The 26089-nt window shown below is 63.5% G+C and carries 23 protein-coding genes; 14 read left to right on the top strand and 9 right to left on the bottom strand.

What is annotated here, in order from left to right:
• Nucleotides 1-57 precede the first annotated feature (57 nt).
• The 6 genes from rodA to N4G42_RS20180 all read left to right on the top strand — a co-directional run bounded on the left by rodA (nucleotide 58) and on the right by N4G42_RS20180 (nucleotide 5709).
• Nucleotides 58-1233, top strand: a complete 1176-nt coding sequence (gene rodA / locus N4G42_RS20205) for a rod shape-determining protein RodA (protein WP_056746916.1) — start codon at nucleotides 58-60, stop codon at nucleotides 1231-1233.
• Between the two features lie 94 nt (nucleotides 1234-1327).
• Nucleotides 1328-1666 carry a YegP family protein gene (locus N4G42_RS20200; RefSeq protein ID WP_056066369.1) on the top strand — a complete coding sequence of 113 codons (339 nt, stop codon included), beginning with the start codon at nucleotides 1328-1330 and terminating at the stop codon, nucleotides 1664-1666.
• A gap of 93 nt (nucleotides 1667-1759) precedes the next feature.
• A complete protein-coding gene (gene tldD, locus N4G42_RS20195; protein ID WP_260668454.1) occupies nucleotides 1760-3244 on the top strand; it encodes a metalloprotease TldD in 1485 nt (494 codons plus the stop codon).
• Nucleotides 3245-3354: 110 nt separating this feature from the next.
• Nucleotides 3355-3894, top strand: a complete 540-nt coding sequence (locus tag N4G42_RS20190) for a hypothetical protein (protein WP_099731994.1) — start codon at nucleotides 3355-3357, stop codon at nucleotides 3892-3894.
• A 281-nt stretch (nucleotides 3895-4175) separates the two neighbouring features.
• Nucleotides 4176-5297 (top strand): 3-deoxy-7-phosphoheptulonate synthase, encoded by a 1122-nt coding sequence (locus N4G42_RS20185; protein WP_260668453.1) that lies wholly within the window; start codon nucleotides 4176-4178, stop codon nucleotides 5295-5297.
• 100 nt (nucleotides 5298-5397) lie between these two features.
• Nucleotides 5398-5709 carry a hypothetical protein gene (locus tag N4G42_RS20180; RefSeq protein WP_056746913.1) on the top strand — a complete coding sequence of 104 codons (312 nt, stop codon included), beginning with the start codon at nucleotides 5398-5400 and terminating at the stop codon, nucleotides 5707-5709.
• Between the two features lie 55 nt (nucleotides 5710-5764).
• On the opposite strand, the gene mpl is transcribed toward N4G42_RS20180, so the two are convergent.
• Nucleotides 5765-7186, bottom strand: a complete 1422-nt coding sequence (mpl, locus tag N4G42_RS20175) for a UDP-N-acetylmuramate:L-alanyl-gamma-D-glutamyl-meso-diaminopimelate ligase (RefSeq protein WP_260668452.1) — start codon at nucleotides 7184-7186, stop codon at nucleotides 5765-5767.
• Between the two features lie 205 nt (nucleotides 7187-7391).
• Between mpl and N4G42_RS20170 the strand changes: the two genes are divergently transcribed.
• The 7 genes from N4G42_RS20170 (at nucleotide 7392) to N4G42_RS20140 (ending at nucleotide 14184) form a co-directional block, all read left to right on the top strand.
• Nucleotides 7392-7991 (top strand): hypothetical protein, encoded by a 600-nt coding sequence (locus N4G42_RS20170; protein ID WP_056066353.1) that lies wholly within the window; start codon nucleotides 7392-7394, stop codon nucleotides 7989-7991.
• Nucleotides 7988-8566: a TlpA family protein disulfide reductase gene (locus tag N4G42_RS20165; protein WP_260668451.1), complete on the top strand. Its 579-nt coding sequence runs from the start codon at nucleotides 7988-7990 to the stop codon at nucleotides 8564-8566. Before N4G42_RS20170 ends, N4G42_RS20165 begins: the two co-directional genes overlap by 4 nt.
• Before the next feature lie 170 nt (nucleotides 8567-8736).
• Nucleotides 8737-9189 (top strand): acetyl-CoA carboxylase biotin carboxyl carrier protein, encoded by a 453-nt coding sequence (gene accB, locus N4G42_RS20160; protein ID WP_260668450.1) that lies wholly within the window; start codon nucleotides 8737-8739, stop codon nucleotides 9187-9189.
• A gap of 7 nt (nucleotides 9190-9196) precedes the next feature.
• Complete coding sequence (gene accC / locus N4G42_RS20155) at nucleotides 9197-10546, top strand: acetyl-CoA carboxylase biotin carboxylase subunit (RefSeq protein ID WP_056066345.1); 1350 nt, start codon at nucleotides 9197-9199, stop codon at nucleotides 10544-10546.
• Between the two features lie 77 nt (nucleotides 10547-10623).
• Nucleotides 10624-11526 carry a 50S ribosomal protein L11 methyltransferase gene (gene prmA, locus N4G42_RS20150; RefSeq protein ID WP_099729311.1) on the top strand — a complete coding sequence of 301 codons (903 nt, stop codon included), beginning with the start codon at nucleotides 10624-10626 and terminating at the stop codon, nucleotides 11524-11526.
• 55 nt (nucleotides 11527-11581) lie between these two features.
• Entirely contained in the window at nucleotides 11582-13249 is a 1668-nt protein-coding gene (locus N4G42_RS20145; RefSeq protein WP_260668449.1) for a DUF3426 domain-containing protein, read from the top strand.
• A gap of 35 nt (nucleotides 13250-13284) precedes the next feature.
• Nucleotides 13285-14184, top strand: coding sequence for a carbohydrate kinase family protein (locus tag N4G42_RS20140; RefSeq protein ID WP_260668448.1), 900 nt, complete (start codon nucleotides 13285-13287; stop codon nucleotides 14182-14184).
• Between the two features lie 150 nt (nucleotides 14185-14334).
• Here the strand turns inward: N4G42_RS20140 and N4G42_RS20135 are convergent, their stop codons facing one another.
• The 8 genes from N4G42_RS20135 to N4G42_RS20100 all read right to left on the bottom strand — a co-directional run bounded on the left by N4G42_RS20135 (nucleotide 14335) and on the right by N4G42_RS20100 (nucleotide 24571).
• Nucleotides 14335-14799 carry a histone gene (locus N4G42_RS20135; RefSeq protein WP_369817000.1) on the bottom strand — a complete coding sequence of 155 codons (465 nt, stop codon included), beginning with the start codon at nucleotides 14797-14799 and terminating at the stop codon, nucleotides 14335-14337.
• A gap of 184 nt (nucleotides 14800-14983) precedes the next feature.
• Nucleotides 14984-16180: a ribonucleotide-diphosphate reductase subunit beta gene (locus N4G42_RS20130; RefSeq protein ID WP_056066330.1), complete on the bottom strand. Its 1197-nt coding sequence runs from the start codon at nucleotides 16178-16180 to the stop codon at nucleotides 14984-14986.
• A gap of 135 nt (nucleotides 16181-16315) precedes the next feature.
• On the bottom strand, nucleotides 16316-19255 hold the full coding sequence (locus N4G42_RS20125) for a ribonucleoside-diphosphate reductase subunit alpha (protein WP_260668446.1): 2940 nt from the start codon (nucleotides 19253-19255) through the stop codon (nucleotides 16316-16318).
• A gap of 378 nt (nucleotides 19256-19633) precedes the next feature.
• Entirely contained in the window at nucleotides 19634-20263 is a 630-nt protein-coding gene (gene ampD / locus N4G42_RS20120) for a 1,6-anhydro-N-acetylmuramyl-L-alanine amidase AmpD (protein WP_260668445.1), read from the bottom strand.
• Nucleotides 20247-21812, bottom strand: coding sequence for a sigma-54-dependent transcriptional regulator (locus N4G42_RS20115; RefSeq protein WP_056746904.1), 1566 nt, complete (start codon nucleotides 21810-21812; stop codon nucleotides 20247-20249). Before N4G42_RS20115 ends, ampD begins: the two co-directional genes overlap by 17 nt.
• 11 nt (nucleotides 21813-21823) lie before the next feature.
• Nucleotides 21824-23527 carry a sensor histidine kinase gene (locus N4G42_RS20110; RefSeq protein WP_260668444.1) on the bottom strand — a complete coding sequence of 568 codons (1704 nt, stop codon included), beginning with the start codon at nucleotides 23525-23527 and terminating at the stop codon, nucleotides 21824-21826.
• 22 nt (nucleotides 23528-23549) lie between these two features.
• Nucleotides 23550-23777, bottom strand: a complete 228-nt coding sequence (locus tag N4G42_RS20105; protein ID WP_260668443.1) for a PP0621 family protein — start codon at nucleotides 23775-23777, stop codon at nucleotides 23550-23552.
• A complete protein-coding gene (locus tag N4G42_RS20100) occupies nucleotides 23774-24571 on the bottom strand; it encodes an inner membrane protein YpjD (RefSeq protein WP_146871662.1) in 798 nt (265 codons plus the stop codon). The genes N4G42_RS20105 and N4G42_RS20100 overlap by 4 nt, the downstream gene beginning before the upstream one ends.
• A 98-nt stretch (nucleotides 24572-24669) precedes the next feature.
• Here N4G42_RS20100 and ffh point away from each other — a divergent pair, with 98 nt between their 5' ends.
• On the top strand, nucleotides 24670-26049 hold the full coding sequence (ffh, locus tag N4G42_RS20095; RefSeq protein WP_056066312.1) for a signal recognition particle protein: 1380 nt from the start codon (nucleotides 24670-24672) through the stop codon (nucleotides 26047-26049).
• Nucleotides 26050-26089 lie beyond the last annotated feature (40 nt).

Below are 26089 nucleotides of genomic sequence, written 5' to 3'. Positions count from 1 at the left end.
ATCTCTCTGCCGGGGCGTTGGCTGCTCTGAAGCCCGGCATCCCCCGATAATCGGGGAATGGCCGTCGTTTTTGAAAAGCCCACGCTCGTCCAGCGTCTGGCACCCCTGTTCCGGGGCTTTGACCTTCCCCTCCTGTTGCTGGTGCTGATGCTGGCCAGCGCGGGGTTGCTGGCCATGTATTCGTCGGGTTATGACCACGGCACGCGGTTTGTGGACCACGGGCGCAACATGCTGATTGCAGGAGCCATCCTGTTCATGGTGGCCCAGGTGCCCCCCCAGAAAATCATGGCTTGCGCCGTGCCGCTGTACCTGACCGGGGTGGCCCTGCTGGTGGCGGTGGCGCTGTTTGGCATCACCAAAAAAGGGGCCACGCGCTGGATCAACGTGGGTATCGTGATCCAGCCCAGCGAAATCCTCAAGATCGCCATGCCACTGATGCTGGCTTGGTGGTTCCAGAAGCGCGAGGGCACGCTGCGTCCCTTGGACTTTGCGGCGGCGGGCCTGCTGCTGGCGGTTCCGGTGGGCCTGGTCATGAAGCAGCCTGACCTGGGCACCTCGCTGCTGGTGCTGGCGGCCGGGCTGTCGGTGATCTTCTTTGCGGGCCTGTCCTGGAAGCTGATCCTGCCCCCGGTGCTGATCGGCGGTGTGGGCATCGCTACCCTGGTGCTGCTGGGCGACCAGCTGTGCGCGGATGGCGTGCGATGGGTGGTGCTGCACGACTACCAGCAGCAGCGCATCTGCACCTTGCTGGACCCCACCCGCGACCCGCTGGGCAAGGGCTTTCACATCATCCAGGGCATGATCGCCATCGGCTCGGGCGGGCTATGGGGCAAGGGCTTCATGGCGGGTACTCAGACCCACCTGGAGTTCATCCCCGAGCGCACCACCGACTTCATTTTTGCCGCCTATTCGGAAGAGTTTGGCCTGGCGGGCAACTTGTTCCTGCTGGTGTGTTTTCTGCTGCTGGTCTGGAGGGGGCTGGCCATTGCCGCAGGCGCCACCACCTTGTTTGGCCGCCTCATGGGGGGGGCGGTTTCTATGATCTTTTTCACCTATGCCTTTGTGAACATGGGCATGGTGAGTGGCATCCTGCCGGTGGTGGGCGTCCCCTTGCCCTTCATCAGCTATGGCGGCACCGCCATGGTGACGCTGGGGCTGGCACTGGGCATCCTGATGTCGGTGGCGCGATCCCAGAAGCAGGAAACCAAGGATCCTCTTCCTGCAGCACTGTAGGGCCTTGTGGGCCTGGTTGCCTGGAACACGCCCTCGGGGTACAAACCGGCTGGCCAACCGTGTTTTGGCCGCTCAGCATCCGGAGGGTTTCCCCATGGCGGCGAAGTTCGAGCTCAAGAAGTCGAAAAACGACAAGTTTGTCTTCAACCTGCTGGCCGCCAACGGTCAGGTCATCCTGACCAGCGAGATGTACGAGTCTCGAGCCAGCGCGCTGGGTGGTATCGAGGCGGTGCGCAAGAACGCTCCGAACGATGGCCGTTTTGGCAGGCTCAGTGCCAAGAACGGAGCGCCATATTTCACGTTGAAGGCCGCCAATGGCCAGGTGATTGGCCAAAGCCAGATGTACTCCGGTGCCAAGGCCCGGGACGCGGGCATCGAGTCGGTGCAGGCCCATGCGGCCGAGGCCGGCCTGGATGACCAGACCGCCGCGTAAGGTGGCGGGGCGGCGCTGACGGGGCGCCAGGGTCAAATAGGGACATGTGGGCTCCACACGGGCAGGGGCTGGTCAGGCGCCTAAAATGCTTCGATGACTTTCCGCTCCACCACTGCCGCGCCCCAGCGTGCGGCCACCGGCCAGCGCATTGATGTTGCCCGTGAACTGCTGCTGACCCCTTTTGGCCTGGACGAAGGCCACCTCGCCCGCGCACTGGCCGAGATCCGCACCCACCAGGTGGACGATGCGGACCTGTACTTCCAGTACACCCGCAGTGAAGGCTGGAGCCTGGAAGAGGGCATCGTCAAGACAGGCTCCTTCAGCATCGACCAGGGCGTGGGGGTGCGTGCTGTCAGTGGCGAGAAGACGGCCTTTGCCTATTCGGACGACATCTCCGAGGCATCGCTGCTGGACGCAGCGCGCACCGTACGGTCTATTTCGTCTATGGCGAACGCAGGCAAAGTGCGGGTAGCTCCTAAAAAGGTAGCATCCAGCCGCAGCCTGTACCCGGGCGTGGACCCAATTGCCTCGCTGGACAGCACGGCCAAGGTGGCGCTGCTGGAGCGGCTGGAGCAGCGCGCCCGGGCCAAGGACCCGCGCGTGGCGCAGGTGATGGCGGGGCTGGCCAGTGAATACGACGTGGTGCTGGTGGCGCGCGCCGATGGCACCCTGGCGGCCGATGTGCGACCGCTCGTGCGGCTGTCGGTCACGGTGATTGCCGAGCAGAACGGCCGACGTGAGATGGGCTCTGCTGGCGGCGGTGGTCGTTTTGGTCTCGCCTACTTCGACGACGAGCAAATGGGTAAGTACGTTGACGAGGCCGTGAACGCGGCCCTGGTCAATCTGGAATCGCGCCCCGCCCCGGCGGGCGAGATGACCGTGGTGCTGGGCTCAGGCTGGCCCGGTATCCTGCTTCACGAGGCCATCGGCCACGGGCTGGAAGGCGACTTCAACCGCAAGGGCTCCAGCGCGTTCAGTGGCCGCATTGGCCAGCGCGTGGCTGCCAAGGGTGTCACTGTGCTGGACGACGGCACCATTGCCGACCGCCGAGGTTCGCTGAACGTGGATGACGAAGGCCATGCCAGCCAGCGCAATGTGCTGATCGAGGATGGCATCTTGAAGGGCTACATCCAGGACTCGCTGAACGCACGCCTGATGGGTGTGGCACCCACCGGCAACGGCCGCCGCGAAAGCTATGCCCACATCCCCATGCCGCGCATGACCAACACCTACATGCTGGGCGGCGACAAGGACCCGCAAGAGATCATCGCCAGCATCAAGAAGGGCCTGTACGCCAGCAACTTCGGCGGCGGGCAGGTGGACATCACCTCGGGCAAGTTCGTGTTCTCGGCCAGCGAAGCGTACTGGGTGGAAAACGGCAAGATCCAGTACCCCGTCAAGGGCGCCACCATCATCGGCAGCGGCCCCGAGTCGCTCAAGAAGGTGACCATGATCGGTAACGACATGCGCCTCGACAGCGGCGTGGGTACCTGCGGCAAGGAAGGCCAGAGCGTGCCCGTGGGCGTGGGGCAACCCACGCTGCGCATCGAAGGCTTGACGGTGGGCGGTACGGCCTGAGGGTTGCGTTGGCAGCCTGCCGGCAGACCTGGGGTGGTGCGTGACTTCGCGTTTTCACCCGCTTTTCGGGGCTTGTACTGCGCGTCGGCCAGCGCACAATGGGTGACACCATGCCTGCCACGCGCCCCAGTCAATTGCTGACGCTCCAGTCGTTTGGAGACATCAGCCGCTTTTTGCGCGAGGGCGTTGCCGACGAGGACTCGCGCCAGCTGCGTGACAGCCTTGGTGCGTTGTCCTCGCAGATCGACGAGGCAGTTCGCATCCGCCGCACCAGTACGGACACCACCGAGATCACGCGCCGCGTGGTGACCTTGTCGCACAGCGCGCGTGAACATCAGCTGTTTTTGACTGGCCTGGGCTCAGCGTGGCACGCGCTGTACGAGTTTGGCGCCTACCAGCGTGCACTGCGGGAGCTGCGCAACGCCATTGCAGACTGGCAACTGATGCTGGAGCGGCGCAGCACTAAGGAAAGCGAAAGCTTTGACCAGTTCGAGCTGCTGGCCTGGCGGACCCTGGGCGAAGCGCTGCTGCTCATCGACATGTACGAGCACCAGAGCAATCCTGCGAGCGACTTGCAAGACGTGCAGCCGCCGCGCAAGCCCTCGGCATTGCAGCGCTTGCGTGCATGGTTTCGGGGGGGACGCCGGTGAATCGCTCTGGTCTGGCGCTTTTGGGGCGAGTGGATGTCGTGCATTTGCAACATGCCGAGGGTGCTGAACTGCCGCACTCCTGTGCTACATTGCTTTCCATGCAAGTTCGCAGCGCGTTTTATTTTTGGTTTTTTATCTCGGTCCCCGGCGGATGAGAGGGAAACGCGCAAGCACACACAACCTCCCCATACCAACCGCCGACGCTGCAAAGCCCGGCGGTTTTTGTTTTTCAGCCCTCCCGTTTTTCCATCCACTCCAACCGACTCCACGAGGAAGCAACCATGACGGCCACTACCAATCCCACCAGCGATGCCTGGTACCGCAGCGTCGAGAAAACCAGCCAGACCGACGACGAACGTATCAAGGACATCACCGTGTTGCCTCCTCCAGAGCATCTGATCCGCTTCTTCCCGATCGGCGGCACGCCGGTCGAGTCGCTGATCACCCAGACCCGCAAGAACATCCACAACATCATGGCTGGCAAGGACGACCGCCTGCTGGTGGTGATTGGCCCTTGCTCCATCCACGACCCTGCCGCTGCTGTCGAGTACGCCCGCCGCCTGATGGCCGTGCGTACCCAGTACGCCGACACGCTCGAAATCGTGATGCGCGTGTACTTCGAAAAGCCACGCACCACCGTGGGCTGGAAGGGACTCATCAATGACCCCTACCTTGACGAAAGCTACCGCATCGATGAAGGCCTGCGCATTGCGCGCCAACTGCTCATCGAGATCAACCGCCTGGGCATGCCTGCGGGCAGCGAGTTCCTGGACGTGATTTCGCCCCAGTACATCGGCGACCTCATCAGCTGGGGCGCGATTGGCGCGCGCACCACCGAAAGCCAGGTGCACCGCGAGCTGGCCTCCGGCATCTCGGCCCCCATCGGCTTCAAGAATGGCACGGACGGCAACATCCGCATCGCCACCGACGCCATCCAGTCGGCCAGCCGGGGCCACCACTTCCTGTCGGTGCACAAGAACGGTCAGGTCGCCATCGTGAACACCAAGGGCAACAAGGACTGCCATGTGATTTTGCGCGGCGGCAAGACGCCCAACTACGACGCTGCCAGTGTGGCTGCGGCTTGCAAAGACCTCGAAGCCGCCAAGCTGCACGCCACATTGATGGTGGACTGCAGCCATGCCAACAGCAGCAAGCAGCACGAAAAGCAGCTGGACGTGGCCCGCGATGTGGCGGCCCAGGTGGCGGGCGGTTCGCGCAGCGTCTTCGGCCTGATGATCGAAAGCCACCTGACGGCAGGCGCCCAGAAGTTCACACCCGGCAAGGACGATCCTTCGGCACTCGAATACGGCAAGAGCATCACCGACGCCTGCCTGGGCTGGGACGCTTCGCTGCAGGCGCTGGCCGAGCTGTCGGACTCCGTCAAGGCGCGTCGCGCCCGCTGATCGTCAGACCTGTCGCAAGATCTAAACTTGGGCCTATCGCTGCACACCACGTGCAGCTGCTGGCCCGAGTCTCCGCAAAAACGCAGAAAGGCGATCCATCATGCACAGCGAAGTGTCGGTCAAACTGGCCGCGAATCAGGAATACCGTTTTGATCTGGAGGGTGCCGAGCCCATGGCCCACGAGGTGGGTCGGCGCTGGCTCGACGACCAGTTCATCGCGCTGGACTGCGAGCCCTTGCGCGCCAGCGGCAAGGTGCTGCTGGCCGACAAGGTGCTGACCGTGGCACGCGCAGCCGGTGCGGCGCTGATGCAGGACCCAGTGTGGTCCCGTGACTTTGCGCGCGCCTCCAGTGCCGCGCTGGCCAAGCCTATCGTGCGCGTGGACGTGCCGGGCATGGCAGTCACATTTTGACCGCCATTGGCTAGAAATCGGCTGCTAGCGCTAGTGGAATATGTGCTGGCAGCTATTATTTTTGTAGTGCTTGCAGCAGTTTGGCGTGGATGCCGCCAAAACCGCCATTGCTCATGCACACCACATGGTCGCCCGGGCGCGCGGCCTGGGTGACCAGGGCCACCAGCGTATCGATGTCCGGGGCCGTCTGGGCGCGCTGTCCGGGGCCTATGCCAAGTGGTGCCAGAGCCTGCGCGGCATCCCAGTCCAGCCCAGCCGTGTGGCAAAAGGCCAGGTCGGCCGGCTCCAGGGCCCAGGGCAATTGGCTTTTCATCGCGCCCAGTTTCATGGTGTTGCTGCGGGGCTCGAACACAGCGAGGATGCGGGCACCCGGGCCCAGGGTGCGGCGCAAGCCGTCCAGGGTGGTACGCAATGCGGTGGGATGGTGGGCAAAGTCGTCGTACACGGCCACGCCGCCCACTGTGCCGCGTAGCTCCATGCGCCGCTTGACGTTCTGAAAACTGCCCAACGCGGCTGCCGCCTGCTCGGGCGCCACGCCCACATGGTGGGCCGCTGCCATGGCTGCCAACGCATTGAGCTGGTTGTGCACGCCGGTTAGCGTCCACTCCACGCGCGCCACGGTATGCCCCTGGTGCACCACATCAAATGCCTGTGGGTCGCCCACCGCGTGAAAGTCGCTGACTGCAGCGCCAAAGCTCGTCACTTCGCTCCAGCAGCCAGTGTGCAGCACACGTGCCAGGCTTTCTTCCAGCCCATTGACCACCACGCGCCCCGACGGCGGCACGGTGCGCACCAGATGGTGGAATTGGCGTTCGATGGCCGCCAGGTCGTCAAAGATGTCCGCGTGGTCGAACTCCAGATTGTTCAACACAGCCGTCCGGGGCCGGTAGTGCACGAACTTGCTGCGTTTGTCGAAAAAGGCGGTGTCGTATTCGTCGGCCTCGATCACGAACAGCGGAGCGGCCCCGAGCGGCGCGGCGGCGGGGGCAGGGCGCTGTGCAGCGCCCAGGCGTGCGGACACGCCAAAGTTCAGCGGCACACCGCCGATCAGAAAGCCCGGTTGCTGCCCGGAAGACTCCAGAATCCACGCCAACATCGATGTGGTGGTGGTCTTGCCATGGGTCCCAGCCACGGTCAGCACATGGCGGCCCTGCAACACGTGCTCGGCCAGCCATTGGGGCCCGCTGGTGTAGGGCAGTCCTGCGTCCAGAATGGCTTCCATCAGCGGAAACTTGGGGGTGCCATCGGCCAGCCGTGTTCGGCTGACGACATTGCCCACCACGAACATGTCGGGCCGGAGCGCAAGCTGGTCGGCGCCAAAGCCTTCGATCAGGTCGATGCCCAACGCGCGGAGCTGGTCGCTCATGGGGGGATAGACCCCGGCGTCGCAGCCTGTCACTTTGTGGCCCGCCTCGCGCGCAAGGGCCGCCAAGCCTCCCATGAACGTGCCGCAGATGCCCAGTATGTGTATATGCATGGGCGCTGATTCTAAAGCCGGGGTTCAGCGCACTGTTCAAAGCAAAAGTGGCAGCTGGCGCCTGTTCCATCTGCCTGAGCTGCTCTCAAAACAATAGTCTTTCGGGGTGGCAGTTGTTGGGTTTGCCAGGGGTGCCTGAGGGGCATCGCCCGTGCTGTCATGGCTTCGCGCCACAATGCAGGGTCCTTAGTTGCCTCTGTCTGCCATGCACACACCTTTGAGCGAAGAAATCGCCCACACCACGGCCCGCTTGGTGGTGGAAGAAGGGCTGGAATGGGGCCCCGCCAAGCGCCGTGCGCTGCGGCAGATGGGTTTGCCGGCCCGTACCCCGCTGCCGGACAACGACTTGGTGGAAGAGGCTGTGCGCGAGTACATCCAGCTCTTCTGTGCTGACACCCAGCCGCGCGAGCTGCGGGCTCTGCGCCAGCTGGCCCTGGTGTGGATGGAGCGCATGGCGGCTTTCCGGCCGCATCTGGCGGGTGCGGTGTGGCACGGAACGGCCACACGTCTGTCGGATATTTACCTGCAGTTGTTCTGCGATGACCCCAAATCGGCAGAGATCGCTCTGATCGATCATCATGTGGACTACGAACCCCGCACGGTCACTGGCTTCCACGGTGAATCGGTGGAGGCGTTGAGTCTTGGCAGCAAATCGCCCGAACTCAACGAAATGATCGGCGTGCACCTGCTGATTTACGACCTTGACGACCTGCGGGGTGCGCTCCGGCCCGACACCAAGGGCCGAACACCGCGTGGCGACATCACTGCTGTGCGCCGCTTGCTTCAAGAAAACACGACCCCATGACCCAGCCTGCTGAATCCCCCGAACCTGTGACTCCTGGCGACGTTGCGCCCACCGCCGCTCGCAGGCGCTTTTTGTATGCCGGGGTGGCAGGCGCCGCCGCTTTGGGGGGCGCGGGCCTGGCATGGTGGAAGTTTCAGCCCCACGCCGTGGAGCAAGGGGCCGAGCAGGCGCTCTGGGGGCTGGAATTTGACACTCCCGCCGGTGGCACCTTGGCCATGAAGTCATTGGCAGGCAAGCCGTTGCTGCTCAATTTCTGGGCCACCTGGTGCCCGCCTTGTGTGGAAGAGCTGCCCATGCTCAACGCCTTCTATCGCGAACAATCTGCCAAAGGCTGGCAAGTGCTGGGTTTGGCCATTGACCAGCCGTCAGCGGTACGCAAGTTTCTGACGCGTATCCCGCTGGATTTCCCCGTGGGACTGGCGGGATTGGGTGGCACGGATCTGGGCCGGTCGCTGGGCAACCTGACGGGAGGCCTGCCTTTCACCGTGGTCCTTGGTGGGGAGGGAAAGGTGCTGCATCGTAAAATGGGACAAGTGACCACCCAGGACTTGCAGCTTTGGGCAGGCATGGGCTGAGGGTTCGCGTCGAAAAGCAGCCCCCTTTCAGGCCTTCTGGGTGCGTCTTTCTCTCTGAGAGATGGCAATTCCCATGCCGAAGTTCATGAAAAATGGGTGTGGAAGACTGCGATAGGGTGAAATTGGAGTAAATTCGCGCCCTATTCAGTTTTATAGCCGTTGGAGCTTCCATGGATCTGCGAAAACTCAAAACCCTCATCGATCTCGTGTCCGAGTCGAACGTGTCCGAACTCGAAATTACCGAGGCCGAGGGCAAAGTCCGCATCGTCAAGAGCGGTGGTGCCGTGGTTCAGCAGTATGTGCCCGCCCCGGTTGCAGCTCCTGCCGCTGCGCCTGCTTCCGCGCCTGTGGCGGAATTGCCCGCGCCCCCTGCGGCTGCCGCACCCACCGGCCACATCGTCAAGTCGCCCATGGTGGGCACTTTCTACCGCTCGTCCAGCCCTGGCGCCAAGGCTTTTGTCGAAGTGGGCAGCCAGGTCAAGGAAGGCGAGACCATCTGCATCATCGAGGCCATGAAGATCCTCAACGAGATCGAGGCCGACAAGTCGGGCACCGTCACCCGCATCCTGGGCGAGAACGGCCAAGCCGTGGAATACGGACAGCCGCTGTTCGTCATCGAATAAGGCGCTCATGTTCAAGAAGATTCTTGTTGCGAATCGCGGAGAGATTGCTCTCCGTATCCAGCGCGCTTGCCATGAGCTGGGCGTCAAGGCCGTCATGGTCTATTCCGAGGCCGACCGCGACGCCAAGTATGTCAAGCTGGCCGAAGAGGCCGTCTGCATCGGCCCAGCGCCTTCGCCGCTGTCCTACCTCAACATGCCCGCCATCATCTCGGCGGCCGAAGTGACCGACGCCGAGGCCATTCACCCCGGCTATGGCTTCCTGTCCGAGAACGCAGACTTTGCCGAGCGCGTGGAAAAGAGTGGCTTTCAGTTCATCGGCCCCACGCCCGAGTCGATCCGCATCATGGGCGACAAGGTGTCCGCCAAGCAGGCCATGATCCGTGCAGGCGTGCCCTGCGTGCCGGGTTCTGAGGGCGAGTTGCCCGACGATCCAGTGCAGATCCGCCGCATCGCCAAGGCAGTGGGCTACCCGGTGATCATCAAGGCCGCAGGCGGCGGCGGTGGCCGTGGCATGCGCGTGGTCCACACCGAGGCCGCACTGGTCAATGCTGTGCAGATGACCAAGGCCGAGGCGGGTGCCGCGTTTGGCAATCCTGCGGTGTACATGGAGAAGTTCCTCCAGAACCCACGCCACATCGAAATCCAGATCTTGGCCGACAAGCACCGCAATGCGGTGTATTTGGGCGAGCGCGACTGCTCCATGCAGCGCCGCCACCAGAAGGTGATCGAAGAGGCGCCAGCTCCAGGCATTCCTCGCAAGCTGATCGAGAAGATCGGCGAGCGTTGCGTCGCTGCCTGCAAGAAGATCGGCTACCGGGGCGCGGGCACGTTTGAGTTCCTGTACGAGAACGGCGAGTTCTACTTCATCGAGATGAACACCCGTGTGCAGGTGGAACACCCCGTGACTGAGTGGATCACTGGCGTGGACATCGTGAAAACGCAGATCATGGTGGCGGCGGGCGAGAAGCTGCCTTTCACCCAGCGCCAGATCGAAATCCGTGGCCATGCCATCGAGTGCCGGGTGAACGCGGAAGACCCCTACAAGTTCATCCCTTCGCCCGGGCGCATTACCACCTGGCATCCACCAGGTGGCCCCGGCGTGCGCGTGGACTCGCATGCCTACACCAACTACTTCGTGCCACCCAACTACGACTCGATGATCGGCAAGATCATCGTGCACGGCGACACGCGCGAGCAGGCGCTGGCCCGCATGCGCACGGCCCTGTCCGAGACGGTGATCGAAGGCATCAACACCAATGTGCCGCTGCACCGCGAGCTGATGGTGGACGCCAAGTTCATGGCGGGCGGCACCAACATCCACTACCTGGAAGAGTGGCTGTCGCAGCACAAACGCTGAGCTGGCACGCTGCAGGTCATTCACATGCTGGCTCCTGGCAACGGGTGCCAGCATTTCACTTTTTCTGAGAGATGCCTATGTTTGAGCTGAGTCTGATGTGCCCCGAGGACCGGATTGAAGCGGTCAGCGATGCGCTGGACGCGCTGGACGCGCTGTCCGTGTCGGTAGAAGACGCCGATGCCCAGACCGACGCTGAACAGGCGCTGTTTGGCGAGCCTGGCATGCCTCCGCCCAAGGATGGCTGGCAACGCAGCCGCGTGGTGGCCTTGTTCCCCTCCGAGGTGGCGGCCCGTGAAGCGCAGCAATTGCTGGTGGTGCAGGACTTTTTTGTGGGCTGCCAGGTGCTGGGTGTCACCCCGGTGCCCGAGCAGGACTGGGTGCGGCTGACGCAGTCGCAATTTGCGCCGGTGGACATCACCCCGGATTTCTGGATCGTGCCTACCTGGCATGAGTTGCCCGCCCAGGCAGTGCGGAGCATCCGGCTGGACCCCGGCTTGGCGTTTGGCACGGGCACCCACCCAACCACCCGCATGTGTCTGCGCTGGATTGCGCGCCATGGCGCAACGCAACCTGAGCAGGGCAACCTGCTGGGGCGCGTGCTGGACTACGGGTGTGGCTCCGGCATCCTCGCCATCGGTGCTGCCAAGTTCGGTGCCACGGACATTGATGCGGTGGATATCGACCCGGCTGCCGTGGAGTCCACGGTGCAAAATGCCCAGGCCAATCAGGTCACGCTGAAAGCGGGCCTGCCCGACAAGGCGCAAGGCGAATACCAGACCGTGCTGGCCAATATCCTGGCCACTCCGTTGCGTGTATTGGCCCCACTGCTGTGCAGCTATGTGGCTGTGGGTGGGAATCTGGTTTTGGCAGGCATTCTGGAGCGCCAGGCGGATGAGCTCAAGGAGGCCTACGCGCCCTGGCTGCCGCTGGAAGTGGCGGATGCCGAAGACGGCTGGATCTTGATGACTGCGCGCCGCTGAAGGTGCGCGAGCGCTGTTCTGGCAGCCGTGGCATGGCCTCTACAATCGCTCGGTGATGAGCCAGATCACCCGCTGCCCGTCCTGCGCCACCACCTTCAAGGTTGTGGCGGACCAATTGCGCATCTCTGAAGGATGGGTGCGCTGCGGCCAATGCAAGGAGGTATTCGATGCCTCGGCCCATTTGCTGCCTGTGGCACCGGCTCAGCTGCTGCCCGATGTATCGCTCACGGACCTGCGCGCACCCACTGCGCCCATAGCGCGCAAGCCGGATGCACTGGGAGCCTGGGGGGGAGGCAAGTCGCCCACCGTTCCCCCGCCTGCCCCGCAGGATGTGGACAAGGCAGGCACTCCCGCCATCCGCAGTGCTTCAACCTCCACCACCGAGGTTGCTGCAACCGCCGCCATGGACGCGTTTCCGTATGGCATGGTCAGTGATGTACCTGCTGCCCCGGTGCTCGATATTCCCAGCCCTGCGGTACCTGCTTTTCTTACTGCCGGGGCTCGCACGGAAGTCTCGTCGGATGTCTTGGGCAAGGAGGTCGCCGCGCCGTTTGCATGGAGAGCCCACAGTGCATCGCGGACTGCGACAGCGGTGGAGGCTGAGGCATCGCCATCCGTCACAGCGCCTGCTGATGCTCCAGAGCCGGTGGTGATACCGGACACGGCGCTCCGCTTAGATGGTCTCTCCCCTGCCGTTCATGTGGCCAGGCAAGAGCATTCCGCCGTCACGATGCCATCCGACGTGGCGCAGGATGTCGCTGATGGACGCGGCAGTTTGTTTGGTGGAGCTGTGCCACCGGTTCCTGCGTCCCCCAGCCTGGCAGGCTATGAACTGCCGTTTGCCGAACTTCGCGATTCCGAGGTAGCGCTGAACGCAACCATGGATGTGGATGCCACAGAGCAGCGCGCGAGTCACTCGGCAGAGCTTGCACAGCCTCCGGTAGCGCCTGTTGCTCTCGCTCCGTCATCCGATACCAGTGCTGGACTTTCAGGCGATGCTCAGAAATCTGAGCCTGCGTCGCCCGTTGCTGTGCCCACCCCGCCTGCGCCCGCGTTGCCTTCTGTGGACTTTGTGTCGAAGGATGTTGCGCCAGAGGCTCCGGCGATGGAGTTGGTGAAGGACGATTCGCATGCCGCCATCCTGCAGGCGCGCCCCAGACCCGCTGTTGACGACGACGACGATGAGGCCGACAACCAGGCGTCAGACCCCGAGGTCAGCTTTGTGGTGGCTGCGCGCCGCAAGGCGTTTTGGCGCAAGCCGGTCGTGCGGATGGTTTTGTGGCTGGGGTTCATCGTCTCCTTGCTGGGGCTGGCTTTGCAGATTGCGGTGCAGGAGCGTGACCGCATTGCAGCCCTGGATGTGCGTACCCGGCCCTGGTTGGTGAAACTGTGCGAGCCCTTGCGCTGCGAACTTGCCCCTGTGCGCCAGATCGCCGATGTGGTCATCGACAGTTCTTCTTTCAACAAAGCCCGGGGTGACAGTTACCAGCTAGCGCTGACGATGAAGAGCACCGCCACCATTCCACTGGCCATGCCTGCGGTGGAGCTGACCCTGACCGATGCGCAGGATCAGGCCGTATTGCGGCGGGTTCTGCTGCCTACCGACATGGCGGCTCCAGCGGAGCTGCCCGCGAAAGGTGAGTGGGGCACCTCGGTGTCGGTGCTCGTGACCACCGGCGGTGCGCGCGTGGCGGGCTACCGGCTGCTTGCGTTCTATCCCTGATTTTTCACCCAACAACTTACCGAGTTTCACTATCTATGGCTGCCCTCATTTGTGGTTCCCTGGCGTTCGACACCATCATGACTTTCGAGGGGCGTTTTGCGGAGCAGATCCTGCCGGATCAGCTCCATATCCTGAATGTGTCCTTCCTTGTCCCGTCGTTGCGCCGCGACTTCGGGGGGTGTGCTGGCAACATTGCTTACAGCCTCAAGCTGCTCGGTGGGGAGCCGTTGCCCATGGCCATGTTGGGCAGTGACGGTGCTGACTATCTGCAGCGACTGCAGTCGCTGGGTATCAGCGCCCGATACGTCGGGCAGGTGCAGGACACCTACACCGCGCAGGCGATGATCATGACGGACCGTGACAACAACCAGATCACGGCTTTCCATCCTGGCGCCATGATGCAGGCCCATGCCAATCGAATTGGTGCAGACAACAGTGTCAGCGTGGGGATCATCGCGCCGGACGGGCGTGACGCGATGTTGGAGCATGCTGCCCAGTTCGTGGCGGCGGGTATCCCGTTTGTGTTCGATCCAGGTCAGGGCTTGCCCATGTTCAATGGGCAGGAGTTGGCGCAGTTCATCGACCAGGCCACCTGGGTCACCGTCAATGACTATGAGGGGAAGATGCTCTGCGACCGCACCGGCTGGTCTTTGGCCGATATCTCCCGCAAGGTGCAGGGACTGGTGGTGACGCTGGGCGCAGAGGGCTGCGAGGTCTGGGTGGATGGTGAAAAAACCCATGTACCCTCTGTGGCGCCTGCAGCGGTGGTGGACCCCACGGGTTGCGGCGATGCCTGGCGCGGCGCGCTGCTGTTTGGTCTGGAAAAGGGCTGGTCCCTCGTGTGTTGTGCGGAGCTGGGCAACCGGGTTGGCGCTCTCAAGATCGCGCAACGTGGCCCACAGAACTACACGCTGGATTTCGATCCGTTGGGTTAATCCTCCGAGCCAGTGTCGTCTGCGTTGCGCTGCCCAGTGCTGTACAACGCAGCTTGCTTGCCAGGTAGCTCTTGGGAGTGCCCAGACCTGCATACAGACGAAAAAAAACCCGGTGCGTTTGCACCGGGTTGAGCGCGTGGCGCGCCAGGATCAGGGCTTGTTGCCCGTAGGGAAAGGCCAGGCTGCCTGAGGGTTCAGCGTGGTTTGTGCTGCAGGGGCAGCGGCCGCAGGGGCAGGCGCCTTGGGGGCCTTCTTGGCCGGGGCAGCTTTCTTTGCGGGGGCTGCCTTGGCAGGTGCTGCGGCCTTCTTGGCTACTGCGGCCTTCTTGGCGGGAGCGGCTTTCTTTGCCGGTGCTGCTGCCTTCTTGGCGGGTGCAGCCTTCTTCGCAGCTACGGCCTTCTTGGCAGGAGCGGCTTTCTTTGCCGGTGCTGCTGCCTTCTTGGCGGGTGCAGCCTTCTTCGCAGCTACAGCCTTCTTGGCAGGAGCGGCTTTCTTTGCCGGTGCTGCTGCCTTCTTGGCAGGTGCAGCCTTCTTGGCGGCTACGGGTTTGGCCGTTGCAGCCTTTTTCGCGGGAGCAGCCTTCTTAGCGGCCGGTTTTTTCGCAGTTGCCATCATGTTCTCCTTGGGTCAATTTGCAAAGAGCACTTCCTGTCTGCAGTGGACAGAGAGCGATCCATGGAGATGGATGAAAACTCCATCTCCATGAACACGGGAACGCCCCGCAGGGCAGCGCTCTGCGGCGCTGTCGTTGCTGGGCGTGGTGTAAAAATCCATGGTGGTGTGGCCTGCAAAAAAGGCGCTAGTCCCAGGACAGCGCACCACCGGACTGGTATTCAATAACCCGGGTCTCGAAGAAGTTGCGCTCCTTCTTGAGATCGATCATCTCGCTCATCCACGGGAACGGGTTCTCTTCATTAGGGAACAGCGTCTCCAACCCGATCTGCGTGGCGCGGCGGTTGGCGATGTAGCGCAGGTAGCCCTTGAACATGGAAGCATTCATGCCCAGCACGCCACGGGGCATGGTGTCTTCGGCGTAGCGATATTCCAACTCCACGGCCTTGAGGAACAGTGCCTTGATCTCGGCCTTGAACTCTGCGGTCCACAGGTGGGGGTTTTCGAGCTTGAGCTGATTGATCAAGTCGATGCCGAAATTGCAGTGCATCGACTCATCGCGCAGGATGTATTGGTACTGCTCAGCAGCGCCGGTCATCTTGTTCTGGCGACCCAATGCCAGGATCTGCGTGAAGCCCACGTAAAAGAACAGGCCTTCCATCAGACACGCGAAAACGATCAGCGACTTGAGCAGGGTCTGGTCGGTCTCGGGCGTGCCGGTTTTGAAAGACGGATCCATGATCGCTTCGATGAAGGGGATCAGGAATTCGTCCTTGTCGCGGATCGACTGGACTTCGTTGTAGGCGTTGAAGATTTCGCTTTCATCCAGACCCAGCGATTCGACGATGTACTGATACGCGTGGGTGTGGATCGCTTCTTCGAACGCCTGGCGCAGCAGGAACTGGCGGCACTCAGGGGCCGTGATGTGGCGGTACGTGCCCAGCACGATGTTGTTGGCGGCCAGCGAATCGGCAGTGACGAAGAAGCCCAGGTTGCGCTTGATGATGCGGCGCTCGTCTTCGGTCAGGCCGTTGGGGTCCTTCCACAACGCGATGTCACGCGTCATGTTCACCTCTTGGGGCATCCAGTGATTGGCGCAGGTGGCGAGGTATTTCTCCCACGCCCACTTGTACTTGAAAGGCACCAGCTGGTTGACGTCGGTCTGGCCGTTGATGATGCGCTTGTCGGCGGCATTCACACGGCGGTGTGCTGCTGCGGCGACGGGTGTGGTGGTGGCGCTTGCTGCTGGGGCCGAGGTGCTCAAAGGCTGCAGCGAAGGCGTCTGGAAAGCGAGAGGCGGTTGTCCCACCTGGCGGTTGTTAGGCAGACCGCCGTCCAGTTGATTTTGCGATGAGGGCTTGACTTCTTCGTCCCAGGTCAACATAGATTTTCCAGTGTTCGGATTATGAAAGCAGTGCTGCGAAAAGGAAAGCACTGAAGCGTTGTGCAGCAAGGTTTTGTTGCTTCACAGCACCGGAGCAACGCCCCGGGCGAGCCCGAGGCGTTGCTGGCAATGTGCTTACTGGCAGGCCTCGCAGCCAGGATCGTCGATGGCGCAGAACTTGACGTCCGTGGCTGGCACGGCTGCAGCCTGCTGAGAGGCCGTTGCGGCAGCGGTTTCCAGCGGGTTTTGCTTGGCCGCTGCGGTGGCTGAAGCTGCCGATGCGCCGCTGTCATTGCCTGATGACACCGCATTGAGCTGGCGTGTGTTCACGGTGCTCATTTCGACGTGCGTAGCGCTTTGGGTGCGCAGGTAGTAGGTGGTCTTGAGGCCGCGCACCCACGCCAGTTTGTAGGTGTCGTCGAGCTTCTTGCCCGACGCGCCGGCCATGTAGATGTTGAGGCTCTGCGCCTGATCGATCCACTTCTGGCGGCGTGATGCGGCTTCCACCAGCCACTGGGGTTCGACTTCGAAGGCTGTGGAGTAGAGCGCCTTGATGTCCTGGGGCACGCGGTCGATGGGGTGCAGCGAACCCTTGAAGTGCTTGAGGTCCATGATCATCACGTCATCCCACAGGCCCAGGCGCTTGAGGTCACGCACCAGGCCGCCGTTGATCACCGTGAACTCGCCCGACAGGTTGGACTTCACGGACAGGTTGCCGAACGAAGGCTCGATCGAGGCATCGACGCCAATGATGTTCGAGATGGTGGCCGTGGGGGCAATGGCGACGCAGTTGGAGTTGCGCATGCCGTCCAGTGCAATCTTCTTGCGCAGGGCATCCCAGTCCAGCGTGGATGAGCGGTCCACTTCCACATACCCGCCACGGGCCTGCGAGAGCATGTCCAGCGTGTCGAAAGGCAGGATGCCGCGATCCCACAGCGAGCCCTTATAGCTCGAGTATTTGCCGCGCTCTTTGGCCAGCTCGGTGGACGCCCAATAGGCGTAGTAGCAGATGGCTTCCATCGACTTGTCGGCGAATTCCACCGCCTCTTGCGAGGCGTAAGGAATGCGCAGCGCATACAGACTGTCCTGGAAAGCCATCACGCCCAGACCCACGGGGCGGTGGCGCAGGTTCGAGTCGCGGGCCTTGTTGACTGCGTAGTAGTTGATGTCGATCACGTTGTCCAGCATGCGCATGGCCACGGTGATGGTCTTCTTGAGCTTGTCGTGGTCGATCTGGCCGTTCTTGATGTGCTGCAGCAGGTTCACCGAGCCGAGGTTGCACACGGCAGTTTCGGTGTCGCTGGTGTTGAGCGTGATCTCGGTGCACAGATTAGAGGAATGCACCACACCGGCGTGCTGTTGGGGCGAGCGCACATTGCAGGCATCCTTGAACGTGATCCAGGGATGGCCGGTCTCGAACAGCATGGTGAGAATCTTGCGCCAGAGGTCCGTGGCCTGGATGGTCTTGGCGGGCTTGATCTCGCCGCGTGCAGCCTTTTCTTCGTAGGCCACATAGGCCTTTTCAAAGTCGGCGCCAAACAGATCGTGCAGGTCGGGCACGTTAGAAGGGGAGAACAGCGTCCAGGTGCCCTTTTCCATCACGCGGCGCATGAACAGGTCAGGGATCCAGTTGGCCGTGTTCATGTCGTGCGTGCGGCGGCGGTCGTCGCCGGTGTTCTTGCGCAGTTCCAGGAACTCTTCGATGTCCAGGTGCCAGGTTTCCAGGTAGGTGCAGACGGCGCCCTTGCGCTTGCCGCCCTGGTTCACAGCCACGGCCGTGTCGTTGACCACCTTGAGGAAGGGCACCACGCCCTGCGATTCGCCGTTGGTGCCTTTGATGTGTGAGCCCAGGGCACGCACGCGGGTCCAGTCGTTGCCCAGGCCGCCGGCAAACTTGGACAACAAGGCGTTTTCCTTGATCGACTCGTAAATGCCATCGAGGTCGTCGGGCACTGTGGTCAGGTAGCAGCTCGACAGCTGCGAGCGCAGCGTGCCGCTGTTGAACAGCGTGGGGGTGGACGACATGAAATCGAACGACGAGAGCACTTCATAGAACTCGATGGCCCGGGCTTCGCGGTCGGTTTCGTTGAGCGCCAGGCCCATGGCCACGCGCATGAAGAAGGCTTGGGGCAGCTCGATGCGGGTCTTCTTGACGTGCAGGAAGTAGCGGTCGTACAGCGTCTGCAGGCCCAGGTAGTCGAACTGCAGGTCGCGCTCGGCCTTGAGCGCGGCGCCCAGGCGGTTCAGGTCGTATTGCTTGAGCAGGCGCTCGTCCAGCAGCTCGTTGTCCACCCCCTTCTGAATGAAGGTGGGGAAATAGTCCTTGTAGGCCTGGCCCATGTTGCTCTGGGCTACGTCACGCCCCAGCACCTCGCGCACGATGGTGTGCAGTAGCAGGCGGGCCGTGGCGTAGGTGTAGTCAGGATCTTTTTCGATCAGGGTGCGGGCCGCCAGAATGGACGCCTTGTAGACCTCGTCCATGGGAACGCCGTCATACAGGTTGCGCATGGTCTCTGCGACGATGGGGGCTGCCTGGATGTCGGCGCCCAGGTTGGCGCAGGCCGACTCGATCAAGGCGTGCAGGCGCAGGATGTCCAGTTGCACGCGTTGGCCGTTGTCGATCACGTGCAGCACCGGGGTGGCGGGTGCTAGCTGTTCCAGGTGGTGAGCGCGCTCCTGCGTGCGGCGCTCGCGGTACAGCACGTAGGCACGGGCGACTTCATGGTGCTCGCCGCGCATCAGGCCCAGCTCGACCTGGTCCTGCACATCTTCAATGTGGAAGGTGCCGCCGCCAGGACGCGAGCGCATGAGGGCGCGGACCACGTTCTGGGTGAGCGTGTCCACTACCTCACGCACGCTGGCAGAGGCAGCGCCCTGCGTGCCGTGCACTGCCAGAAACGCCTTCATCATCGCCACCGCAATTTTTTGGGGCTCGAACGGCACCACCGCGCCGTTGCGGCGAATGATCTGGTAATGCGTGAGCGGGTGCCCGGAAGCTGCGGCCGCTGCAGCGTGCGTGGCGGCATCCGCAGAGGCGGTGGGCGATGGGGAAGGCGTGTTCAAAGCAGCTTGCATGGGGGTCCTCTTCTGTGGGCTGTCTGGAGTGGGCGTGCGGCCTGGAGTGCCGCCGCAGTGTGTGGGTGCTGCACCGGACTTCAGTCTGGTGCACACTATATATGGTGTGTCGAGGCGGTTCAAGACACTACCGGTAGTGTACCGCCGGAATGAGTCCCCAAAACCGAAACAGCATGTTCTCAACCCCGTTGCGTACGCAACCGGTGCCTGTGGCGAGCCCTTGTGAATGCGATGTGGGCGATGCAAAACCGTGCAGTGACGTACCTTGGCGGCGGATTTCCTGCGCCAGGCCGCGCAGCGCTTGGCTGCAAAAATATGTGCAAGCGCACAAAGAAAAAAAATGCCTTGATGCGCCCGTACGACAGTGAAAGTGCGGCGTCAGCGAAGCTGCAAGTGGTCCGCCCGCGTGTTCAGCGGGAATCGCTGCGCAGGCCAGTCCAACGCCCCTTGCAGTCGTGGCCAGTCAAAGCCCGGACCTGGGTCCAACTTACGTCCCGGGGCAATGTGTTCATGCCCTGCGATGTGCTCGATGGGATAGCGCAGCGCAATGTCCTGGCAGACCCTGGCCAGGGTTTCGTACTGTGCCGACTCGAAGTGCAGGCCCTCCAGGCCTTCCAGTTCAATGCCGATGGAATCGTCGTTGCACTGGCTCCTCCCCCGGTAGAACGATTGCCCGGCATGCCAGGCGCGCAGGTCACAATCCACAAACTGCCACAGCACCCCGGTGCGCTCGATGAAAAAATGCGCGGACACCTGCAATCCGCGGATGCCCTGGTAGTAGGGGTGCGCATCCCAGTCCAGGGTGTTGGTGAACAGCTGTTGCACGGCTCCGCCGCCGTATTCGCCCGGCGGCAGGCTGATGGAATGCACTACGATCAGATCGATTTGCGAGGTCTGTACCGGGCGCGGCCCGTGGTTCGGAGATGCGAGCCGCTGAGCGGTCCTGTACCAGCCGCCCTCCCAGGGCGCCATGTCTGCCGCTGGTGCACCTTCAGCCCAGTTCGTCATGCGGGTCCTGGTCATTGGGCACGGCGATGTTCAGACGGGCGATGCGGTAGCGAATCTGGCGCAGGCTGATGCCCAGGCGTGCGGCTGTGGCGGTACGGTTGAACCCGGCTTCTTTCAGCGCGCGGATCAGGATCTCCCGCTCCTGCTGGTCCAACCAGGCCTGCAGGTCGCTGGGCAGTGGCACCGTGCAGCCGTTGGCCAGGGGCTGAGGGCCCTGGCCTGTGTCTGCAGACGTCGAAGCGTGGGGCCCTGCAGAGAAGGCGGCGGACACCGCCGATCCCTCTGGCGCTGGCACAAGCGTGGGCGGTGCCGGGCGTGCCATCTGCACATCTGACGCGCCGCTTGGCGCATCCACCTGCAACTCGTCCCCGTCGCTCAATGCCACTGCGCGGTGCAGCAGATTTTCCAGCTCGCGGACATTTCCGGTCAGTGGGTGGGCGGCAATGGCGTTCAGTGCCCGGTCGGTGAGTTGGGGCACCGGCATGCCCGACTCGTGGGCAATGCGGGTGAGCAGCGCTGCGCACAGTGCGGGCAGGTCCTCGCGGCGCTCGCGCAGCGGCGGGATGACGATCTCGATCACATTGAGCCGGTAGTACAGGTCCTGGCGGAACCGGCCGGCCTGCACATCGGCCGCCAGATCGCGGTGGGTGGCGCTCACAATGCGCACATCCACCGTCTCTTCCTGGGTGGAGCCGAGTGGCCGCACGCTGCGCTCCTGGATGGCGCGCAGCAGCTTGGACTGCATGGCCAGCGGCAGGTCGCCGATTTCGTCGAGGAACAATGTGCCCCCGCGTGCGGCCTGGAAGTAGCCGTCACGGTCTTGCGACGCGCCGGTGTAGGAGCCCTTGCGAGCACCAAAAAATTCAGCTTCCAGCAGGTTCTCGGGGATGGCCCCGCAGTTCACGGCGACCAGGGGCCCGTCAGCACGCTGGCTGCTGGCATGCAGGGCTTGGGCCACCAGCTCCTTGCCCGTGCCCGACTCGCCATGGATCAGTACCGGCGCCATGCCACGCGATACCTTGGCCACGCGCTGCTTGACGTTGCGGATGGCGTCGGACTCGCCCACGAGGCGGTCCAGGGCGGCGTTGGCATTGCCGAATTCGCCGGTCGCCGCCGCTGCATTGGTAGACCGGCTGGAGCCGTTGCTGCGTGACGCACGCGGCGGTGGAACCCCACCCGTGCCCTGGATGGCTGAGGCCACCACCGAGCGGAACTGCTTGAGGTCCACGGGCTTGGTGAGGTAGTCGAAGGCCCCTGCGCGCAGCGCCTCGACCGCGTTCTCTGCCGAGCCGTAGGCGGTCATGACCACGCAGCGTTCGCGCCGTTGCTGGTCGCGCAGATCCTGCAGCAGCTCCATGCCAAACCCGTCGGGCAGCCGCATATCGGTAATCACGGCGTCAAAGCGGTGGGCCTTGAGTTGATCACGCGCCTCCTGGACGCTCGACGCGGTCTCGACCCGGTACCCCTCGCGCAGCAGGGTGAGCTCGTACAGGGTGCGCAGATCGGGTTCGTCGTCAACGACAAGGATGGAGGCGGCAGGGGCGTTCATGGAGGCGGCAGTCAGACCACTATGGTGTCAAACAAGGTGGCATTGTCGGCGGGGCGGGTTGTGCGGCGGAAGCCCACAGTAAAGGCGTTGCCTCCGATGTCACCGCGTGCGGTGTGGCGGTTCAGGCGCTGGTAGCTGATGGAGGCGCCATGGCGCTGGCACAGCTCCCGGCAAATATAGAGACCCAAGCCGCTGGAGCGGCTCTCCGACGAGAAGAAGGGCTCGAACAAATGCCGCTCCACGGATTTGTCCATCGGGGCACCGTCGCTCCACACCTGCAGGCTGACCTGGCCAGCGGGCGTGTTGCGCGTGGTCACTGACAACGAGTCGGGCTCCGGGCCCATGTAGCGCAGGGCGTTGTCCAGCAGGTTGACGAGCACCCGACGCAGGTGCTCGGCGTCAAACTCCACCTGGGTGGCGCCCGTGTCCAGCGACACCAGGGCGCGCCGCCGGGCGGGGTCCTGGGCCTGCCAGTCGTTCCAGATCTGGGCGACTGTCTCGTCCAGCGCCACGGTCGAGGCAGGGGCATGGCTGATCTGGTGCTGTACGCGGGCAATGTCCAGCACCTCTTCGGCGATGCGGGCCAGGCGGTCGGCGTTTTGCTGCACCATGTGCGCCAGCCGTTTTTGTGCGGGGTCGTGCAGGTCTTCTTCCAGCAGGGCATTGGCCTGCACGATGGCCGCCAGCGGGTTGCGGATCTCATGGGCCACTGCGGCGGACATGCGGCCCATGGCCGCGAGTTTTTCGGTGCGCAGCCGCGCTTCCATTTCCCGCAGGTCGTGCAGGAACATCACGCACAGCCGCTCGGAGCGCGTTTGCAAGGCCGCGTTGCGAGTGGATGTGAGCCAGGTGCGCACATGCAGACCGGTGGGGCTCTGGCCTTCGTGTAGGAGATCGACGTCGGCTGTCTGGGGTTGTTCGTGCCGGAAGGTGCGCCGCGCCAGGATCACCAAGGGGTGCCACGGAGCCGTGGATGTGAGGGCAAACGGCAACTCGGTCAGCCCCATGCCGCCCAGCAGCTGCAGCCCTGCGGGGTTGGCAATGCGCACCACGTCGGTCTCGTCTACCACCAGCACCCCGTCGGTCAGGTTCTGGATGACCAGTGCACTGACCTGCGTTTGCACGCGCGCTGCGATCTGGCTTTGTTGTGCCACTTCCTGTTCGCGCGCCAGGCGGGTGGCCAGCTGGTGCACCAGATAGCTCACGATGAAGTAGCCCGTGCCGGTCAGTGCGCTTTGCAGGTAGCGCTGCCCTTCGTCTCCCGTGCTGTACTGTCCCACCCACCAGGCCCAGCCCAGCAGCAGCAGCGTGACGGCGGCCGTGGTGCCCAGGGCCAGGGTCAGCGTGCCCATGACCGCTGCGATCAGGATGGGCAGGCCGAACAGGGGCGTGTAGTTCATGGTGCCCGCATGCAGCAACTGCAGCGCAGTGATCGCCGCCAGGTCCACGCCAATGGAAGGCAGCCATTGCGGGCCGGCGCTGGGCGACGGGGGGGCTTTGCGCGACAGCACCCGCAGTACCACGGTGGCTACGAGGTAGGCCACGCAGACCGCGAGCACAGAAGGCGCCGCCGCTTGATTGATCAGCTGCCCGGCCCCCTGCAGCACCAAAAGTGCCAGGGCTACCATCACGCGGCCCGTCAGAAAACCGAGCCACAGCCGTGCGAAGGGGGCTTCTGCGGAAGGCGGCAGTGGGCCTGCGGGCGCTGCTTGCATGGTCACAACGGGAAGGCGCCGCTCAGGCCGGGCCCAGGCGCCGGTGCTCGGCGCTGCAATAGGCCTGATTGCCCAGCATCAGTGCCTCGGCCTGCGGGATGTGCACGCCGCAGTGCGCGCAGGCCAGCATGTCCTGCGGCAGGGCTGGCGGTGTAGGGGGCGCTTTGGGCGCCGCCGCATCAGGGGCGCGGCGGCTGCGCCAGATACCCACCGCCACCGCGATGACGACCAACAAGACCAGGTACTTCATGCGCTGCGGCCCAGAACAACTTCCAATACAAAACGCGAACCCACATAGGCCAGCAGCAGCAGGGCCGAGCCTGCATACAACACACGCACCGCATTGCGGCCCCGCCAGCCAAAGCGGGCACGGCCCAGCAGCAGCGTGGCAAAGGTCAGCCACGAGAGCATCGAGAACACGGCCTTGTGGTCCCACCGCCAGGCCCGGCCATACAGCGTCTCGCCAAACAGCCACCCGGCCAGCAAGGTGGCGGTGAGCAGCACAAACCCTGCCGTCACGAACCGGAAGGTCAGCCGCTCCAGGGTGAGCAGCGGGATGCCGCTGTGCGGGTCTTCGGCCTGTCGGATGTGGCGTTCGGCGCGTGTCATGAGCCAGGCGTGCACGACGGCGGCTGCAAACAGCCCATAACACGCAATGCCCAACGCCAGGTGCAAGGGGAGCCAGGCCGATGCAGACACGTGCAGGGGCTGCCCCGGGAACAGCATGGCCAGCACAATGGCTGCCGCGCCCAGGCCTGCCAGCACCCAGCGCGACTGCATTTGCGGAAACAACTGCCGCTCCACGGCATACACCGTGAGCACCAGCCATGCAGTCATCGACAGCGCGGGCGCAAAACCGAACCGGGGCGCTTCGCCCCACAGGCCCCACACCAGCACGGCGCCATGCAGCAACCACGCCACCAGCAGTGCATTGCGCGCCGCTGCCGCTCCCAGGCGGGAGGCTGCGGCGGCAGGCACGGCATAAGCCACGGCAGCGGCCAGGGCCAGCAGCCAACTGACCGGAGAGCTACTCGTTAAAATCATGGGCACAGTTTAGCCTTTCGCCCACCGCCAGCGCCCTGGCGGGGCTGCGCGCACAACGCCGTTGTTGACGGCGCGCAGCCAATACCGGAAACACCCCTATGGCCTCCGCCCTTACCGACAAACTCACGCGCCTCGTCAAGGAGATGCGTGGCCAGGCCCGCATCACCGAGTCCAATGTCACTGACATGCTGCGCGAAGTGCGCATGGCGCTGCTCGAAGCCGACGTGGCCCTGCCCGTGGTGCGCGACTTCATCGCCCGCGTCAAGGAAAAGGCCCTGGGCCAGGAGGTGCTGGGTTCGCTCAAGCCCGGGCAGACGCTGGTCAGCATCGTCAACCGTGAACTCGCCGCCACCATGGGCGAGGGCGTGGCCGACATCAACCTGGCCGCCCAGCCGCCTGCCGTGATCCTGATGGCCGGCCTGCAGGGCGCGGGCAAGACCACCACTACGGCCAAGCTGGCCAAGCACCTGATTGAAAAGCGCAAGAAGAAGGTGCTGACCGTGTCGGGCGACGTGTACCGCCCGGCCGCCATCGAGCAGCTCAAGACCGTGACCAAGCAGGCCGGTGCCGAATGGTTTCCCAGCACGCCCGACCAGAAGCCGCTTGACATTGCCCACGCCGCACTCGACTACGCCAAGAAGCACTACTTTGACGTGCTGCTGGTCGATACGGCCGGTCGCCTGGCCATCGACGAAGCCTTGATGAAGGAAATCAAGGACCTGCACGCCGCGCTGAACCCGGTCGAAACCTTGTTCGTGGTCGATGCCATGCAGGGCCAGGACGCCATCAACACGGCCAAGGCCTTCAAGGAGGCGCTGCCGCTCACCGGCATCGTGCTCACCAAGCTGGACGGCGACTCGCGCGGCGGTGCTGCGCTGTCCGTGCGCCAGATCACGGGGGCGCCCATCAAGTTTGCGGGTGTCTCGGAGAAGATCGACGGCCTGGAAGTGTTCGACGCCGAGCGCCATGCGGGCCGCATCCTGGGCATGGGCGACATCGTGGCGCTGGTGGAGCAGGTGACGGCCGGGGTGGACATGGAGGCCGCACAAAAGCTGGCGGCCAAGGTCAAGAGCGGTGACGGCTTCGACCTGAACGACTTTCTCTCGCAGATCCAGCAGATGAAGCAGATGGGGGGGCTGTCGAGCCTGATGGACAAGCTGCCCTCCCAGCTCACCGCCAAGGCGGGTTCGCTGGACATGGACAAGGCCGAAAAAGACATCAAGCGCAAGGAAGGCATCATCCAGAGCATGACGCCTCTTGAGCGCCGCAAGCCCGAACTCATCAAGGCCACGCGTAAGAAGCGCATCGCCAACGGGGCGGGTGTGCATGTGCAGGAAGTCAACCGCCTGCTCAAGGAGTTTGAGCAGATGCAGGGCATGATGAAAAAGATGAAGGGCGGCGGGCTGATGAAGATGATGAAGCGCATGGGCGGCATGAAGGGCATGGGCGGCGGAGGCATGCCCAAGATGCCTTTCTGAAGGGTTTTCAAGCCTTTTTGGCACCAGGCGCTACAACCAT

This window comes from Acidovorax sp. K2F, from assembly GCF_025246485.1.
Lineage (GTDB): Bacteria > Pseudomonadota > Gammaproteobacteria > Burkholderiales > Burkholderiaceae_C > Acidovorax > Acidovorax delafieldii.
Note: the sequence above shows the minus strand (reverse complement) of the source record. Positions and strands in the feature narration are given on the sequence as shown.